Genomic DNA, 17568 nt, shown 5'->3' on the forward strand with positions numbered 1-17568 from the left:
AACTACTTGTCGGTTAAAACAATTAGCGTTTCTGTCTAAGTGCGTTATATTTTTGAACGATTGTTTGTTGAACTTTTGCCTGCGCCATTTGCAGAAATAATATTCATTTTACCAATAGTAGGTGAACAGTCGGCGGCAGGACAGAAATCTATATTACGAACATATCCTCCGGCAGGATTATTAGATCCATTATTATAATTGGTAACGACCTCAGTAATTTCCTGTGAACCGAAATATTTGCTTAAATCAATACCCGAGATCGTTCCCGAAGCAGATTTTGGCAGGAATACGTCATTTTCAACTCCATTTTGAGAGAAAGAAAAACTTACACTTGTAGTGGTATTTATAAACTTGAAGATTTTAGCTCTTGAACTTGTGGTATAGGAAGCTAATGCTATAATCTCATTACGGGCATAACGATTTACATCCGTTCCGTTTGGTGTGCTAGCCAGTTTATTGATTAAAGCAATAAACAGACTGTGTACTTTTGGCGTCATTGCACTATTCTGGGTACAGGAAACAATTGGAGTACAGTCTTCAACAGTAATATTTTTAACAAGCAATGTTTTGCAGCTGCTTGCTGTATTCACTACTAATTCTATAAGATACTCTCCGATAAGTTGTGGTGTAAAAGTGTACAAGCCTGTTGAATTTGTAGTAGTATTTACTATAGTTCCGGAAGCATCTGAAGTGTTCCAGGTATAACTCAACCCCGGTGTTGTAGTTTCAAACGCAAAATCAATGGGTTCTTTCAGACAGTATTTTTCGGCAACTACCTGAATAGATTTAGTAAATGTTGTCGTACATCCACTAGCATCTTTTGCGACTACTTTTATGATATAATCTCCACCTTCTGAAAAAGTATACGAATACGATCCGGCTGTAGTTGATGGAGCCACACTGACAATAGTTCCAGCCACTGTTGCTACAGACCACTCATACGTTAAACCGGTAGCTGTAGTTTCAAATGTGAAATTGATTTCTGTGTTGGGATAGAAATTTTCTGCAGTTATTTTGATATTTCCCGCTATCGCAGTGCAATTTTTTATGGTTAATGTAATTTGATTTCGGGTTAGAACCAGATTTTGTGTTGTTGAACTTGTATTTGTCATTTGAGGTTCGGTAGATACACAATAATAAGATCCTGCATCAGCAGTTTTTAAATTAGACAAGATATATTCTCTTGAAGTGGCCCCGGGAATTGCAACACCACCTGGTGCAGATCCTTTGTACCATTGATAGACCTGATTAGGTGTAAATCGGCCATCTTCATGCATCTTTAACGTTACGGAGCCCGTTGGAGATCCTGTTATTGTTGAGACTGCGTCTGTCTTAGCCTGAGGAGCATACTCGAATAAGGAAGCACGTGATTTATAGGTGCTGTATTGCGCTGCAAAGTCTGCAAAAGTAAATTTATTCGATTGAATCCTCATCCCGGTTAATTTGGTAAGATTGGATAGATCCGGGAACGTATTAGAGAAAGAATTTTCTTCCAACCCCAGGAAATTTAAATCCGATAAAGATTGAAAGCTAATTGGTATTGCCCCTTCTAAATTATTAGAACTAAGCATCATATGTACTAATTTTGGCATAGTACCCATATTGACCGGTATGGTTCCTGTCAATCTGTTTGTTTGCGCCCAAATCATGTTTAGTTTATTCAGATTCCCTATTTCGGTCGGTATAGGACCTTCTATTTTATTCCATGCTATAGTAAGTTCTTCCAGATTAACTAAATTCGAAAGTGAAGCGGGTAGTGGTCCGGTTATTCCTGATCCACTAATATCCAAGTGTTTTAAACGGGTAAGATTACCAATTTGATCCGGTATAGTTCCTCCGAAATTTGGGTTTGTATGTAAATTGATAACTTCTAAATTGACCAATTCAGATAATCTGGAAGAAATTCCTCCCGTTATATTTGAATTAGGTATTGAAAGGTCTTTCAGATTTTTAAAATTGTATATTTCATCTGGTATCGTCCCGGTAATATTTTTACCGGTAACAATTAATGTTTCTAATTTAGTTAAGGTCGCCAGCGGTAAAAGAGTATCAGTAAACTGGCAAGAATTTAAGTTTATATTTTTTAGTGAAGTTAAATACTGAAAATTGGTTAAAGGTCCGGTTAACTGGCTATTATTATATAGATTTAGAGTTTCCAGAAAAGGCAAATTACGAAGATCAGGAAACGTAACATTCATATTATTTAGATTGTTACTGCCTAAAACAATTGAGGTAACATGACCATCGGTCACTACAATACCATACCAACCCGTTCTGGTGTTCATATCCCATGACGTAACTTCAGTCGAAAAGTCCCATCCCGTTTTATTAGTCCAGCTGGTACCATTTGTTGCATTATACAACGTTTGTAAAGCATCTTTTTCACTTTGTGGTACGGCACTAGTTTTGGCTGAGCGTCCTGTAGTACTTTTTTTGGATGCTATATTTTGAAAAAAGGACTGTTGTTCTTTTTTCATTTCAGTAAATTCTTTCTGGTGATGCTCACGCATCATTGCAATTTCACGTGCTGTAGCTTCCTTGGAAAGACCGAGTCCCTTTAAGTAAACTGTTGTTTTGTTTATATCAAAACCTATTTCCTTATCCGTTAAATTCTGGGCAAAAGAAGCCAATGAACAAAGTATGATACAAAGAGAGCTTAACCAGTATTTTTTTATTTTAAGATTGTTTACCATGATAGAATTATCTTTTTTTTATAACTACTTGTTCGTTAAAACAATTAGTATGTTTTTATGTTAAGTGAGTTATATTTTTGAATGATTGCCTGTTGAACTTTTACTTGCTCCGGTTGCATGAGTGACTTTTATTTTACCAGGACTAGGTAAACATTCTACTGCAGGGCAGAAATCAATATTTCGGACAAATCCGCCAGCAGGATTATTAGATCCGTCACTGTAATTGGTAATGACCTGAGTGCTTTCCTGCGAACCGAAATATTTGCTTAAGTCAATACCTGAAATCGATCCCGAAGCAGATTTTGGCAGAAATACATCATTTGAAGCCCCATTTTGTGTAAAAGAAAAACTTACAGCAGTAGTATTATTTACAAAGTTGAAGATTTTGGCTCTTGAACTGGTGGTATACGAAGCCAATGCTATAATCTCATTAAGGGCATACCTATTTACATCCGTTCCGTTTGGCGTAGTAACCAGTTTATTGATTAAACTGATAAACAGGCTGTGTACTTTTGGTGTAAGTAAACTGTTCTGGGTACAAGAAATAGTGGTATTACAATTCTCTATAACAATTGTTTTTGCAAAAATGGTTTCACAATTTTCTCCCGTATTCGCCACTAATTTTACCACATATTGACCAGGAATGCTTGTTGTAAAAGAATATATTCCCGTTGTATTGGTAACCGTATCAACAATGTTTCCTGTACTATCAGTAGTAGTCCAAACATAGGTGGCATTGGTTACTGCTGTTTCAAAGATGAAATCATTTGTCTGGTTAGCACAACGTTTGTTGTCAACGATTATATTTTTTGTGAAATTTTGGCTGCAACCGGTTTCATTTTTAGCAATTAATTTAATGGTATAATTACCTTCAACGGAAAAATTATAGAGATAGGGATCGATTATATCAGAATTGCTTGTCTGTAATACTTCTCCTGTTTCCGATAAAATAGACCACGTGTACGTCAGGTTTGGAACAGTCGTATCAAATGTAAATGAAGATGGAGTATTAGGATAAATATTCTCAGAACCTGATTTTATAGTACCCACTATAGTTGGAGTGCAATTATCATCTTTGACCGGACAAAATATGATATTTCTGACTTTTGACTCTTTAGAACATTCGTATGGCGTTAGAACTACAGGGCCGTCATTTTTCTTTTTACTTGGATTTATAACATTGCATGATACGAAGTACTCATCCGCAGTTAAGTATTGACTTATGTCTGTATAAATAATAGATTCAACACTGTATGGTAAATCTTCTGGAGTATTATTTTCCAAATCATAATTTATCCCATAAAAACCATAAACATGTACATCATATTCTCTGTCCGGAGAGAATGAAAAATTAATTCCGGTTACGTTACGTTCATCATGTAATGATACAAAATGATAGATTTTGTCTCCCGCACCATTTTTAATATAAGGTTTTAAAGCCATAAATTCCGGACCGGCAATAGTAGCATTAATTTGTTCATCTGTTTCTCCAAGGACGGCTCTGGTGAGCAGTCTTCTTACCAGATTAAGGTATAACTCTTTTACTTCGGCAGATTTTGAATTGTTGGTAGTACAGCTATTTTCAATTAAACAATTTATGACTTTTCTAGAGGTGTAAACACATCCGTTTGTTTTATTTGTACCTTCAATAGTAACCTTATGGTATCCTGGCAGTGTTAACGTAATAGGAAAATAATCCGTGTCTGCTGAAGCAATCTCGTCTCCGGCAGGATTATATAATTTCCATTTATACGTGAATTCATCAATAGAATGTGTTCTGTTGAATGCTGGATCCAAAAAAGTTGTTTGACCAGATGTAACTGTCGAAACATAACCATTTGTATACTCGTTTGGGAAACTTATATATAAGCCATAGTCATTTTCAGTAAAGACACACTCATCTACACTTTTAATATCTTGTACATATGTCGTACTACAACCATCAGGATCAGTAATTTGTAAGGTAATTTGATAATCTCCTATTGATGAAGTTGTTATTGTGAAATTTTTTTGATTACCGGTAGCTATACTTGCTCCGGCGGTATTAAGAAGATTCCATTTAAAAGTGAAATTGGAAGGGTTGTAACTTCCGTACAGACCAAAACTCATAACAGTAGGAGAATTTACAAGAACCTCATTTCTACCAGCAGGGGCAGAAATCATGCCTTGACGTTCCTCAGCAGAAACGATACAAGCATTAGGATCTCTTACAACGATATCATTTTCAAATTCAGTACAGCCAAGAATGTCAGTAAGTTTTAATTTAACTTTGTAATTTCCGATTGCAGTTATCTGAATAGGGAAGTTTTCTGTAGTTTTTGAATCTAATAAAATGTTATTGGCATCATATAATCTCCACTCATAGGACAGCGGATTGGGAGCATACCATTTAATAAAGGTAAAATTTGTTAAGGTATTAAGTTTTACGGCAGAATAGTCTCCATATGGGCTATAAGGAAATGTAATATATCCGTTACGGTTACCATCGTCTGTGCATACTGCTTCAGCTTTATTTAAGCTTAAAGTTTTAGAAGAATATGGTTTTGTACTAACAGCACTATTCGATTTTGAAACAGGTTTAGGGTTATTAGGTTGTACAATTTCATTTTGCTTATTTTTCGTCGAAAAATATTGGGACAATTTTGCTTTGCGAAGTTTATCAATTTCGGTATTTAGGTTATCTCCTTTATATCCCTGTTTTTTTAACGCAATTATTTCTTTAGATACATCAAAACCTATTGTCCTATCACTTAGACCCTGCGAGAAACAAGCCAACGAGCAAAGCAGCATGCAAATAGTGAGTATCCAGTTTTTTTTTATTTTAAAATCGTTTGCCATATTCCAGTTGTCTATTATTTTTTGATAAGCTTTTTTATCAAAATAATTATTATGTCTATCTTAAATGATTATTTTTTTGAAGCAGATTGTACTTTCATCCTGGCTGTTCCTGTTCTATCTGAAACATTTGCAGATTTAAGAATTCCGATTATTGGTTTGCAATCTTCCGCCGGACAGAAATTGATATAACGAACCGCCGTTTGATTCACACAAGAACCAATGTCAAGTCTTTTTACACTTTTACTATGCATTTTACCACCATAATCAGCATAACATGATATTAATGATTGATCTGGTGAGACATATTGATTTAAAGCAAAATATAATATATCTTCAATTCTGGACATTGTGTATTCCATATCTGTAGGGTCGTAAAAAATGTAATATCTGGTATCAAGATGTACATCAGACTCTCTGTCTGGGGAAAAAGAAAAATCAAATCCAGAAAAACCACCGTCCTGATTTAGTGTAGATTTGAAATTGTATATTTTGTCTTTTACACCGTCTGTTATATAAGGTTTTAAAGCAATGAATTCACTACTTGCAGGACTTGCATTAATTTGTTCATCTGTTTCTCCACTAATTGATCTAAGAATAAAGTTCCTTAATACGTTTAAAAAAAGTTCTTTTACTATTTGCGATTTTGGATTGGTTTCTGTGCAAGAATTATTAATCATACACCCGATCGTCTTAGAAAATTGTGTAGAACAATTAGTTTCCGGATCGGTCACATCAACCTTTATCTTGTAAAAACCTGCATTTATTAGTGTTAATGGAAAATTTTCCTGATTACCAGAAACTATTAAATTTTCATTTAGATCATAAATATTCCAATGATAATTGAAAGTCTTTGTTTGTTCCTCATAAAAATTTAAGATTAAATCTTTTGTCTGGTTCGCATCTATAAAAATTACTTCACTATAATTATACTCATTAGCAAATTGAATGTTTGCACTAGGAAAACCATTATATTCACAAGTCTCAAGGACCAAAATGTCTTTAGTGAAATTTTTCTCACAGTTATAATTATCTGTAATTTTTAAATTTAATGTGTACTTTCCCAATGCTGTTGGAGTTATATCGAATTCTTGAGTAGTTGCCGAATTAACAACAACTCCATTGTTGTTAATAAACTCCCAGGAAATTGGCATTTCGTTTAGGTTGTAATTGCTATATTGATAAAAAAGAAAATGATTTGTACTGTTTATCAAAACATTGGGACTCGAATAATCATTAGGTTTATTCATGTTTAATATTACACCATTTAATGAATTCATGTTACAGTCATACACAGGCGTAATAATTTTTTCAAATTTGGTTATACATCCATTAGCGTCTTTTACTTCCAGCATTATTTTATAATCACCTGGTCCATGTTGAAGATAAAGTTCAAACGGATTGCCGCCTGTCTCATAATTATAATATCCTCCATTTTCCGGGATTTTAACAGTCCAGCTATAAGTCAAATTGGTGGCAGTCGTTTCAAATGTGAAAATTGCAGTTGTATACAAAGTTGGATTTTCAGTATTTACTTTTATAGTTCCAACTACAGGGTCACAAGGTGCGACAACTTTTACAGTTTTACCTGTATTCGTTTTACATCCATTTTGATCTGTAAGTTCTAAAGCAACTAAATAATCTCCGGGAGCTGTATATATTCTATCTACGGTACTTGTTGTTGCAGTAGCAATTTGAACAAAGTTTGTGTTATAGAAAGTCCATTTATAAGTAAAGTTGGTAGCAGTTGTTTGAAATGAGAAAGTGGTATTTTGATTAGCTGTAGCAGTTTCAGTAGGAATTTTAATTTCTCCAACAATAGCGACGCAAGCTGGTTTTGCCGCAACTTCCATAATTTTAGTAAAAGTGGTTTTACATCCATTACTATCCGTGACTACCAAAGTAACGTTGTAGCTTCCGGGAGTAGCATAAGAATAAGTCGCTGAACTTGATGTAAAAGTGGTAGAATTACTTACGTTCTGAAATGTCCATTCATAAGTTAATCCTGTTGCGGTAGTTGTTAATGAGAAATTAACATCTGTGTTTGTAAATGTATTCTGAGTGGTTGGGTTTAGGGTTCCTGTAACTGGAGTGCAATTAATTATTTTTAATGTAATGGGCTCCCTTTCTAATATAAGATTTTGTGCACCATAAGGAACCGAAGGATTCGTTATGGTTGGATGTATAGATTTACAATAATAATTTCCTGCATTTTCACTTGCCAAATTTGATAGTGTATATTGTCTGTTTGTAGCGCCAGAAATGAGAACGCCATTTTTATACCATTGAAAAGTTTCTTCTGGCGTAAATAGATTGTCTTCGTACATTGTTAAAGTAACAGTACTTCCGGTAGGACCACTTATAGTTTTTGGCGTATCTCTTTTAGCCTGACTAGAATACCTAAGAGTAGTCATTTGGGATTTATAGCTGTTATATTGGGCTGCAAAATCAACAAATCGAAATTTATTAGATGTAAAACCGAAATTTGTAAGTGATTTTAAATTAGTTAAGTCAGGAATAATTCCTTCTAATTGATTCTCTCCCAATTCAAGATAGGTAAGATTTGTCAATGATTTTATTTCTTGTGGTATAAAACCTGTAAAATTGTTACTATCTATACGCAAATTTTTTAGAGAAGTTGCTAAACCAATTTCGACTGGTATAGTACCACTTAAATTATTATAACTTAAATTAAGGAATAAAAGTTTCTTTAATTGTCCGATCTCTTTTGGTATTGATCCGGTTAAATTATTTACATAAAAATTAATACTTTCAAGATTAGACAGCTGGCCTATTTCTGGAGGAATAATTCCGGTTAACTTATTGGCGCCAAGAAATATTGTTTTCAGGCTAGTCATTTGTCCAATTTCTGGAGGTATTGAACCGCTTATCGAAGTAGCTACTATCGTTAAAGCTTGTAATTTTTTTAATTGCCCAATTTCCGGAGGAATACTGCCGCTAATTGAAGCGCCTTCTAATGAAAAATTTATAAGATTAGTTAATTGTCCAATTTCAGGAGGAATTGTGCCACTAAATTTCGTTGACAAATATAAATCATTAAGACTGGTTAATTGCCCAATTTCTGGTGGGATAGAACCGGTCATTTGCATACTTTGCAAATATAAAGCCTGAAGTTTTTTTAATTGCCCAATTTCAGGAGGTATAGATCCTGTTATTTGATTACCACTTAAAGCTAAGTATTCCAGATTTGTTAATAAACCAATTTGAGAAGGTAAAGTTCCGGTTATCTGGTTATAGGATAAGTCTAAGTTTTTAATCGTGATTGATTGCCCTATTTCTAATGGGATACTTCCATTAAATTTATTGTAACTAAAAAAAAGTGATATTAAATTATTTAACTGCCCAATTTGTGGAGGAATATTTCCGGTTAATTGGTTTAAACGTATATCAATAGCCTGGATTGCATTTAGTTGTCCTATTTCGCTAGGGAGATTGCCAATTAAATTGTTGTTGTAAAGATTTAGATTATTAACACGTCCGTCTGAGCCAACAGTAATGCCATACCAGCCAGTTTTTGTTGTTGGATTCCAAGTGGTTACAACAGAGTTTGGGTCGTTTATTGGCCAGGGACCATTTCCATTAACAACATTTGTCCAGGCAGATCCATTTGTACTATTATATAAAGCGATCAGTGCGGCTTTATCCTGAGCTAATTGCTCAGGAGTTGCTATTGCAATACGACTTGTACTGTTTTTGTTACTCTGCTGAGATTTTATTTTTTGTAGAATTTCATTTTTACGATCCGTTATTTGCGTATGTTGATTAACATAGATATATCTTATTGCAGAAATTTCTCGAGAAATATTTTCATCTTTAACCCCATGTTCCTTCAAAGAAACACTAAATTTTGCAGCATCAAACCCAATCTCCTGATCACTATACTGCTGAGCAAACCCCGCTATCGTAACAAAAAAACTAATTATAGTAAAAACTAATGTATATTTTAATTTCATCTGGCTCTTCATTATTTTTTAGCGGTTACAGCAGGTGTAGGCGTACTACATGAAACAACCTGTTTTTTTATAATTGCTTTTTTACTCGGTGCTATTTTTAAACTTTTTCTTCCGGTGTGGGATTGTTTGTCTGAAACAGAAACATCATTTGCTTTCAGTTGTGCCTGGAAATCAAAGTGCGAAGCATTTCCACAGTTCGATAAATCATAATCCTCAAAACCGTCAGAAGCCAGTTCCGTGTACTTAGTGTTTGAAGCGACAGCAACCGGGAAACGATTGTTGTACCCGTACAAAGCCGAAGAATAACGTTTTAAGGCATCTTTGTTTTCTACTTCCTGTCCGGCAGGGTTGTACTGCGTTACCTCTGAAGCAAAAGTCCATCGGTCATAATTGGCAGCCGTTTTTCCCCAGGTATTTTTAGTTGTATCAAATACATAGAACGGGAAGAAATCATTGAAGAATCCAGTCTTACGAGGAGTCGGATCGATGGTATAATTTCTACCGGTTAGGTACGCATACGATTTGTTGGCTCTCCAGTTTCCTAAAATATTATACAGGTAAGGGTTGAATGATCTTTTCAAGATATCATCTTCCTCAGCCGTATTGTTTTCTTTCTCATATTCAAAGGTCAGTTCACCATTTGCAAACGTCATTTTTGGTAAATCACATTCACATTGAGAAGGCCATTTGTCATTGTATTGTACCGCAGAAGCATTGACGATTCTGTTAACGGCAGTAGTAGACATATACGGATTTTGCCCTATGTTTCCTTTTACTTTTATAATGGTATTGTTGGTATCATAATCGTATAACGGATTCGTCATAGAAGTCACACTTGCCATAGTAGCCATTTGCATGTTTCTGTATCCGGAACGGATTACCTTCATTTTTGCCGTATTGATTACTTCCGGTTTGATCAGCAATCCTTTGTCATCAATCAGTTTAAAGTTACTGTCGGTCACATGTACCGCCCAGGCTTTCATTAATGTTTTCGTCTTTTTATCAGGGGCTAAACCTGTTAACCATAATTCGTCACCATCAATCAGATAATCAGATTCAAGATGCGTTCCATTCAATTGGTATTTACCGCCTGTTGCCGTGATATCCCATTCTAAACCAATATTTTTAGAGGCCTGACTCATTCCGGCATACGCCCAGTACGCAGGAAAATTCAAACTGAAATATTTGTCATTGTATTCATTGACGGTTTCAGTCAATAATAAATCTCCGGTTTCTGCATCCCAGGCCAGGTTTTTTGTGGATACTTTTGAACCCAGATCGTAGGCTATTTTTTCTGAAAGAAGTGCCGTCGTATGGATTACCTTAGTAGTTACTGCAGTTCTTATTAGACTTTCGTGTTTCGAATAACTAGGTAAGGGAACCGGTACAATAATGAAAACTAAAAACAAAGGAAGACCGGCAGTATTGAAATGGATACCTGCAGTTTCCGTAGTAGACTTGCTTTCTCTGAAGTCATTGATGACGTCATAATCAACGCCAACTAATTTATCACTGATGACTCCTTTTGAATCAATAGTCTGAACCGTATTGTCCAGTTTTCCAAGACTATTGCGGCGATTTTTGCTGGTAGGGAGAGTCTTGTATTTGTAATCTACGCCCGAGATAAAATCAGTCTGACCTTCTCCGTAGACACGTTCGCTTTTCATTTTACCATCCATATCATTGGTGTGGACAGCGAATCCCTGAGATAAAGTAATATGATCTTTCACACTTAGGTTAAGAATACTCGCCAGGGCTGATGATTTGTCATAATTAGACGACAGGGTCGTACGATCCGTAATAGTCGGATAATCTTTGGACGTATAAAACTCTGTTACCACAGATCCGGTAGCGTGTTTTTTTACGATACTGGTGATCTCATTAGAAGCATTTTGTTTGTCTCTTGGCAGATTGGTAACAGTTACCCTGCTGTACGTTATTTTAGGGGAAGGGAAAAAAGATTCCCCAAAAGGCTCTTCCACATAATTACTGCTGTCTGGCCCCAGTAATAACTCTCTTTTCTTTTCGTCGTAGAATGGCTTCACAAATGGGTTCTCTTTACAGCCTAATGGTTCGTAAGTAGCCACTCCTGAAGATTTTCCGTTTTCAGTATCATAAGAATAGATCTGACCATATGATTGCTGGTAAATCTCTTTGGTTGGATTATTGGTCATGACATTCCACTGGTCATTGATCCTGATGTCATGCACTCTGCTTCCGCCACCTATTTTTCTGGATTCCGGCTGGAATAAACGGATCCATGATTTATCGGTTACAAATTTCGAGGCAATACCGTTTTGCTCTAATTTGGCATTTGGACTTTTAAAAATGTCAAGAAGGGTTGGGATCCAGCCAATAAGTTCCATTACGATACCTTTCAGGTCGTTGGTGTCTTCTTCATTAGTCATGCTGTACACCAATCGGTTTAAATTTTGTCTTCCAAAATTCCAACCTGCTTTTGTGATTGGGTTTACTTCGGATTTTGCATTAAAACCGTCTCCTTTTCCAACATAATCCACCGGAATAGCTACGTATTGTTTTCCGTTTACTTCCAGGAAAGCATAATCGGTATCGGCTGATTTTTTCGAAATATTGACATATCCGGTTACATAATCGTACTTATCAGTACCGTCAATTCCAGGTAGTGGATTCGGATTGACCATGTTTAACAGGAATCTGAAATAAAGAGGATTAGCTGCTTCGCCCAAATTTCTGATATATTTATCGTAAAAAATCTTTGGAATTTTCGGATCATTGATAGCCAATTGATCATCTATTTTATGATCTAATTCCACATAAATACATTCACCAAGATTTCTCTTTTCGATAGTATTAGAAATGGTCGATGCCGAAAGTCCTGTTTTAGGGCCGCTTCCTACGACTTTAAACATTTGCATGACGTCCTTGTTTTGGACAGAACTGTAATCATCCGACTCGTACTTTAATTCCATTTCACCACCGGATGGCAGGTGAATCGATTTTAAAAGCCAGGCCGCGGCATATTCGTCTGCGGTCTCTCTGTTCCTTTGATCTACAAAAGGATACTCGGCATTAGAAAGATTAGATGTTGTATCAGGGCCCAGTTTGTCTTGCGGAAGTTTGTAATTCCCCCATACGTCATACGCTTTCATGTCGTAAGCAGGGTTAAAACCATAGGTAAACACATACGGAGTGAATTTACCCATATTAGAATTTTTATAGGTAAAATAGACTTTGCTTAAGGTTAGTTTTCCTTCTTTGGTGATACTGTTGTCAATACCCGGACACAAACTGTAGTTGTATTCGAAATTGGCTTCTTTTATTGGAGTAGCTTCGTCTCCAGAAGCTAAATATTCCGGTTTGGAGTACAATGAGATTTTATCTAATTTGTACATTTTAGATTTATCGCTCAGGCCACCATTTTCACCTTCAACCCCATAGGCATCGTTTCTCACGGAAAGGTGAAAAATAGCCACGTGGGTTTTGGTTACAATTTTTTTAATGTAAATCAGTTCTTTTTCGCCGTACTGATAATTTCCTTTATTATCTTTTCTGCTGGAACGCAAACCTTCATCGTAATTGGCATGATTCTTTAGGAACGGAATTCTCCATTTGTATAAATTGTCTTTATCCGGAGTTTTGTTTTCGTATTCAAACTTGGTGTAGTTTCCTAAATCGTCATCTGTCGGACCGTCATTTTTTAAATCCTGATAGTCCGGTGACAATACCGAAGTTAATAAGTAGGAGTGTGCATAAGCAGGAGTAGTTACCCTGTTGAAGTATTGGTCTCCGTCTTTTTTGTTTTTGCCAGAATTATCAACACCCGGGTTGTATTCTACCAGTCCTTTATCAAATTTAACTTTTTCGTTAGGGTTGCTGGAGTTACTAACATCAAATGTTACTTCTTTTTTAATGACGTTATAAGCTGTTTTTCCGTAGATATAGCGTTCACCACCTTCTTTGGTAATTCTTACTTCGGCCGTATGATGATCTCTGGCATATTCGTTAGCCTGAAGTTTTGAACCAAATCTTTTGGCTTCCAGTTTGGTTAATTTTTGTATCGACTGGTTTCTGGACAAACGGGAAGATTCTCTTTTAAGAATTCCGGTGTTGGCGATCGTCCCGCTGTTTTTTGAGTAGTTAACATTAGTACGTCTTGAAAATTTACCACCTTCTAATCCAAATTTTACAGCATCATAACCTCCCATTTGGGTGCTAAATAAATCTAACTCTTTGTCTACATGTGCCCCACCAATATTTTTGAAAAATACTTTTTCGTAATCAGGTCTGTTGCCATCTTTTTTCTCTTTAAATCTGCCCAAAGCAGGATTTAATGTTTTCCAAACCGCCGAACTGCTTTTGCCTATCGTAGCCGTAGCATCAAAACCCCAGTGAACACCACCACCACCACCAAATTCTAAACCAAGTGTTCCTCCTGCAGTGTCGTCATTGGTTTCATTATCATACACGTAGCCCACCTGTGATTTGTAAGGGCGATACATTCCGGATATTCCCTGTCCCTGAATATTGTAGATGTCGTAGGTATTGTTCGTGATTGGTAATGAAGTCGTATTTTTATTAAAAGTCCTGTCTTTTTCTCTGTTAAAATCTAAAACGTCCGTAGTGGCAGCATTATACGTGTTCTCGTAGCCGTATGCTTTTTCTATTTTAAATTTTTCGGAATTCTTGATTCCCTGACTGGTTCTGTATCCTGTAAATTTCATTCCGGGCTCGACACCCCAGATTTCTCCTTCTATATTTAAGTTAAACATAAAGTTAGTTGAAACCATACCCACTCTTTTTGTTGGAGTATATGAAGCATCAAGAAAAGAGATTGAACCTCCGGCACCAAATGATGGAGTACCATTGATCATTTCACCCTTATGTTCACCACCCATTATTTTGCGCTGCTTATCATCTTTTCGTGATCGGGAAGCTGACATAGTAAAACCTTCAATGCCTTTTCTGCTGTTGTAAGTAACACCAAGACTCCCTGTTAAAACGTTATCTTGGGATGTGCTCTTTTTGTTTTTATTATCCAGGGTAATGGTGGGAGATGCAGAAACACCTTCAGAAGCAGAGGATTGCAAATCCATTCCGACTCTTAAGTTATCCGCAATCTGAACGCTCATACCACCACTTGCAGTAGCGCCAAAGCCATCATAATTATTGTATTTAATAGCCATTCCAACACTTGCCTTAGCTTCTTTCACACCAAAGGCAGCGAAAAAGACATTAAAGTTGGAACCCACTGTTACATTGGGTTTCATACTGTTTTCGTAGGTCATTTCATCCCCGTTAAAATCATCCGGAAGGCCACGCAGCTGTCTTGAAATCTGCCCAACATTAAGATCCCAGCCCAAGCCTACCCAAGATGCTTCCTGGTCCATACTTACACCTGAATTATAGGCTAAGTTGATCGGGTATCCGCCAACATCCATAATAGGAATGTTGTAATTGAAGTCCCCGCTTGACAAATCAACCATATCAGAAGTTCCGATAGGAGTAAAGGATTCAAATTCCGGTTGTGAAGGACCTCCGGTCAATGCATAAATCTGCATGGGTTGAATTGTTTCCAAAAGAATCATCATTGCTAAATAAATAGCAAGTGTTTTTTTAAACTTATTAATTTTTGGCTGAATCATAAGGCTATTTGAGTATAGGTGTCTTTAAATTGAAATTTTAATGTTCCTTTTCTAAAAAGATAATCTTCGTAGATCAGCTGTATTTTTTCGTTGGGATCAATCCCGGAAAAAAACAGTAAAACTTTTTGATAAGGCGCTATTTTGTAATTGCGTTCGTAAGTAACCCCCGAACAGGCAATGGTGTCTTTTTTTGAGGTCACGACGTAAAAATCCTTGTCAAGTCCGAAAGACATATATTTAACCGCATCGGTGTAGTTGATGCCGGTGAATTCTTTTTCAAGTAAATCTTTCTCTTCGTCCTGCTGAAAAGTAAATTCTATAATACGTTCTCTTTTGTTTGCTTCATACAGGGAGTCCACCGGAATCAGGTTTTCGGTTCCCAGATCTTTTAACAAATAATATTGAATAGGTACTTCGGTTGCGATAAAACCAATGTCATCGACCTTTTGAGTGTAGGCACGGGATTTCCATCCTATTTTTTCTAAATTGAAATAACGATCGCGGATTTCTGAATTTCGCGTATCCTCTTTAGTTTCCTTTTTGCAGGAAATACATAAAACAACGAAAAGGATACAAAACAACTTACTTAAGTCCTTCATATCTCTTGTTTATGTACGTAAGTAATTCTTTTGTTACCGTAAGTTTTTCGTCGGCATATAAAACATTCGTTTTATTTTCGGAGCCTAAGATTAATTGGTAATTGTTCTCTTTGCAGAAATCTTCCGTATAGCTGTGTATTCTGGACCAGATTTTGGCTGATTCATTGGAAGCAAAATCCTGGTTGAATTGCTGAAGCTCTTCCTTTCCTTTAATAAACTCAGTCATTAAAGCTTCTTTTTGCGATGCAGAAATAGATTGTGATTGTATTTTGGAGTATAAATTATCAAGGGCCGTTTTTCGGGTTACAAATTCTTTTTCACCAACACGTTTTAATTCAGTGGTCATTACAAAGCCATCAAATAATTCGCTGTTGTTGACATAAACAATTTTTGTTTTAGAAATAAATGAACTAATTATAATATAAAATATTAATGAGAAAATTAGTAAATAATTGAAAATGAGCAACAAACGGCTTTTATTTTTTATCACGGAAAGACTTGTTAATTTTTTCGTAAAAATAGAATTTTATTTTTCATAACAAAGAAAATTCTCATTTTATTTCTGTTAAATCATGAAATAATTCCACTTTCTTGTGAGATTTGTTGTGTTTAATTCAATAAATTAATAAAAAATGGCATTATATTGTAACGTTTTACCTACATGATTTTTTGTAACACAATAATTATGAATATGTTGCGTTGTAACGGGCTTACACAATAAATATTTTGGTTTGACGTTGGGTGAAAATTGAAAGGTAAAATGGTAACTGTTTTGAATAATTCTCCAGCAAAATTGTTGAGTACCAAAATGTCTTTCCATTGAATTTTAGAACCTTTAGTGTAGCTTGTTAAAAGGAATATTTTTTTTAACGTCCCTAACCTATCTGGCGTATTAAAATTAAAAATAATTCAGGGTAATATTATTTATAAGATATTCTAAAAGTTTAATCCTTGTTTATATTGAGGATGAAATAAAAAAAGCCATAATCTTACGATTACGGCTTTTAGTACTTGTTTTTATGTTTGAATGTTGTATGCTTTAATTTCAGGGTACTAATTCAGAAATATTTAAAAATGATACTAAAATTCAGAAAACAGATACTTATTATTTTTGAAGGTTACGGATTGTTCCCTGATTCCTTCTGTTATATTTTTAGACAGATCAAAAAAAATCTGCTTTTTATTCATTCACAATTAATAGGAGAGGAGTAAAACCACTTTCAACGTCCTCAATTTTTTTGCAAAAGTACAAATAGAAGTTTTAATAAATTATCAATTTTAGGTTAAATTTATAAATTATAATACAGTTTTTGATTTGCAAAGGATGCTCAAATTATGTAATAATCATTTTATGAATAAAAAAACTGTTAAATATATGAGAAACGAATTCACTAGTGAATGTAAGATTACTTAATGATGTAAAGAATTAAAAGGGGTAGTGTTTGAAGGCCAGATTTAAGGCCTGATTTTTAGAGGAAAGTCTTAACCTTACCATAATGTGCACCAACAGAGAAACTTTTATCTTTAGTGTAAAACTAAAGTTATGGAAATCAATTGGGCAATAATAGGAATTGTAGTTGCGGTTTTAATTGTTTTAATCGTATTCATGATCAAAAAGAATCAAAAAGAGAAAAAGAAATTGACGGAATTTTTAAACAATGATTTTAAGAGAGTCGAAGAAGACGAGCCGGACGTTGATGATACGGATCAAAGCATATTGTTGTGGGGAAATATTAAAATCTAGATATTTGTATTTCCAAATTATACCCAGTGCAAGATTCTTTTATCGACATCCTTAAGTTGTTATTACCTGAGATAATAGTAGACTACTTTGAACTTACTT

General features: G+C 35.2%; 7 protein-coding genes. 1 reads left to right on the forward strand and 6 read right to left on the reverse strand.

The genetic code is table 11. The annotated features are described in order from the left end of the window. Positions 1–44: 44 nt before the first annotated feature. The 6 genes from GJU43_RS21760 to GJU43_RS21785 all read right to left on the reverse strand — a co-directional run bounded on the left by GJU43_RS21760 (position 45) and on the right by GJU43_RS21785 (position 16215). The gene (locus tag GJU43_RS21760; protein ID WP_154343927.1) at positions 45–2693 is read right to left on the reverse strand and encodes a hypothetical protein; all 2649 of its coding nucleotides are present in this window, start codon (positions 2691–2693) and stop codon (positions 45–47) included. Between the two features lie 69 nt (positions 2694–2762). Next, entirely contained in the window at positions 2763–5531 is a 2769-nt protein-coding gene (locus tag GJU43_RS21765; protein WP_154343929.1) for a hypothetical protein, read from the reverse strand. Between the two features lie 68 nt (positions 5532–5599). Continuing rightward, entirely contained in the window at positions 5600–9502 is a 3903-nt protein-coding gene (locus GJU43_RS21770) for a PKD domain-containing protein (protein ID WP_195760083.1), read from the reverse strand. Between the two features lie 11 nt (positions 9503–9513). Beyond that, the gene (locus GJU43_RS21775; protein ID WP_154343933.1) at positions 9514–15126 is read right to left on the reverse strand and encodes a hypothetical protein; all 5613 of its coding nucleotides are present in this window, start codon (positions 15124–15126) and stop codon (positions 9514–9516) included. Continuing rightward, positions 15123–15725: a hypothetical protein gene (locus GJU43_RS21780; RefSeq protein WP_154343935.1), complete on the reverse strand. Its 603-nt coding sequence runs from the start codon at positions 15723–15725 to the stop codon at positions 15123–15125. Before GJU43_RS21780 ends, GJU43_RS21775 begins: the two co-directional genes overlap by 4 nt. After that, entirely contained in the window at positions 15709–16215 is a 507-nt protein-coding gene (locus GJU43_RS21785; protein WP_154343938.1) for an OmpH family outer membrane protein, read from the reverse strand. Before GJU43_RS21785 ends, GJU43_RS21780 begins: the two co-directional genes overlap by 17 nt. Positions 16216–17268: 1053 nt before the next feature. Between GJU43_RS21785 and GJU43_RS21790 the strand changes: the two genes are divergently transcribed. Next, positions 17269–17469 carry a hypothetical protein gene (locus GJU43_RS21790; protein ID WP_154343939.1) on the forward strand — a complete coding sequence of 67 codons (201 nt, stop codon included), beginning with the start codon at positions 17269–17271 and terminating at the stop codon, positions 17467–17469. Positions 17470–17568 lie beyond the last annotated feature (99 nt).

Source organism: Flavobacterium sp. LC2016-23, from assembly GCF_009674775.1.
GTDB lineage: Bacteria > Bacteroidota > Bacteroidia > Flavobacteriales > Flavobacteriaceae > Flavobacterium.

What these genes read in the sequence shown, in the direction of transcription:
- GJU43_RS21760 (WP_154343927.1), bottom strand. Translation starts at nt 2,693, where the DNA reads ATGGTAAACAATCTTAAAATAAAAAAATACTGGTTAAGCTCTCTTTGT.
- GJU43_RS21765 (WP_154343929.1), bottom strand. Translation starts at nt 5,531, where the DNA reads ATGGCAAACGATTTTAAAATAAAAAAAAACTGGATACTCACTATTTGC.
- GJU43_RS21770 (WP_195760083.1), bottom strand. Translation starts at nt 9,502, where the DNA reads ATGAAATTAAAATATACATTAGTTTTTACTATAATTAGTTTTTTTGTT.
- GJU43_RS21775 (WP_154343933.1), bottom strand. Translation starts at nt 15,126, where the DNA reads ATGATTCAGCCAAAAATTAATAAGTTTAAAAAAACACTTGCTATTTAT.
- GJU43_RS21780 (WP_154343935.1), bottom strand. Translation starts at nt 15,725, where the DNA reads ATGAAGGACTTAAGTAAGTTGTTTTGTATCCTTTTCGTTGTTTTATGT.
- GJU43_RS21790 (WP_154343939.1), top strand. Translation starts at nt 17,269, where the DNA reads ATGGAAATCAATTGGGCAATAATAGGAATTGTAGTTGCGGTTTTAATT.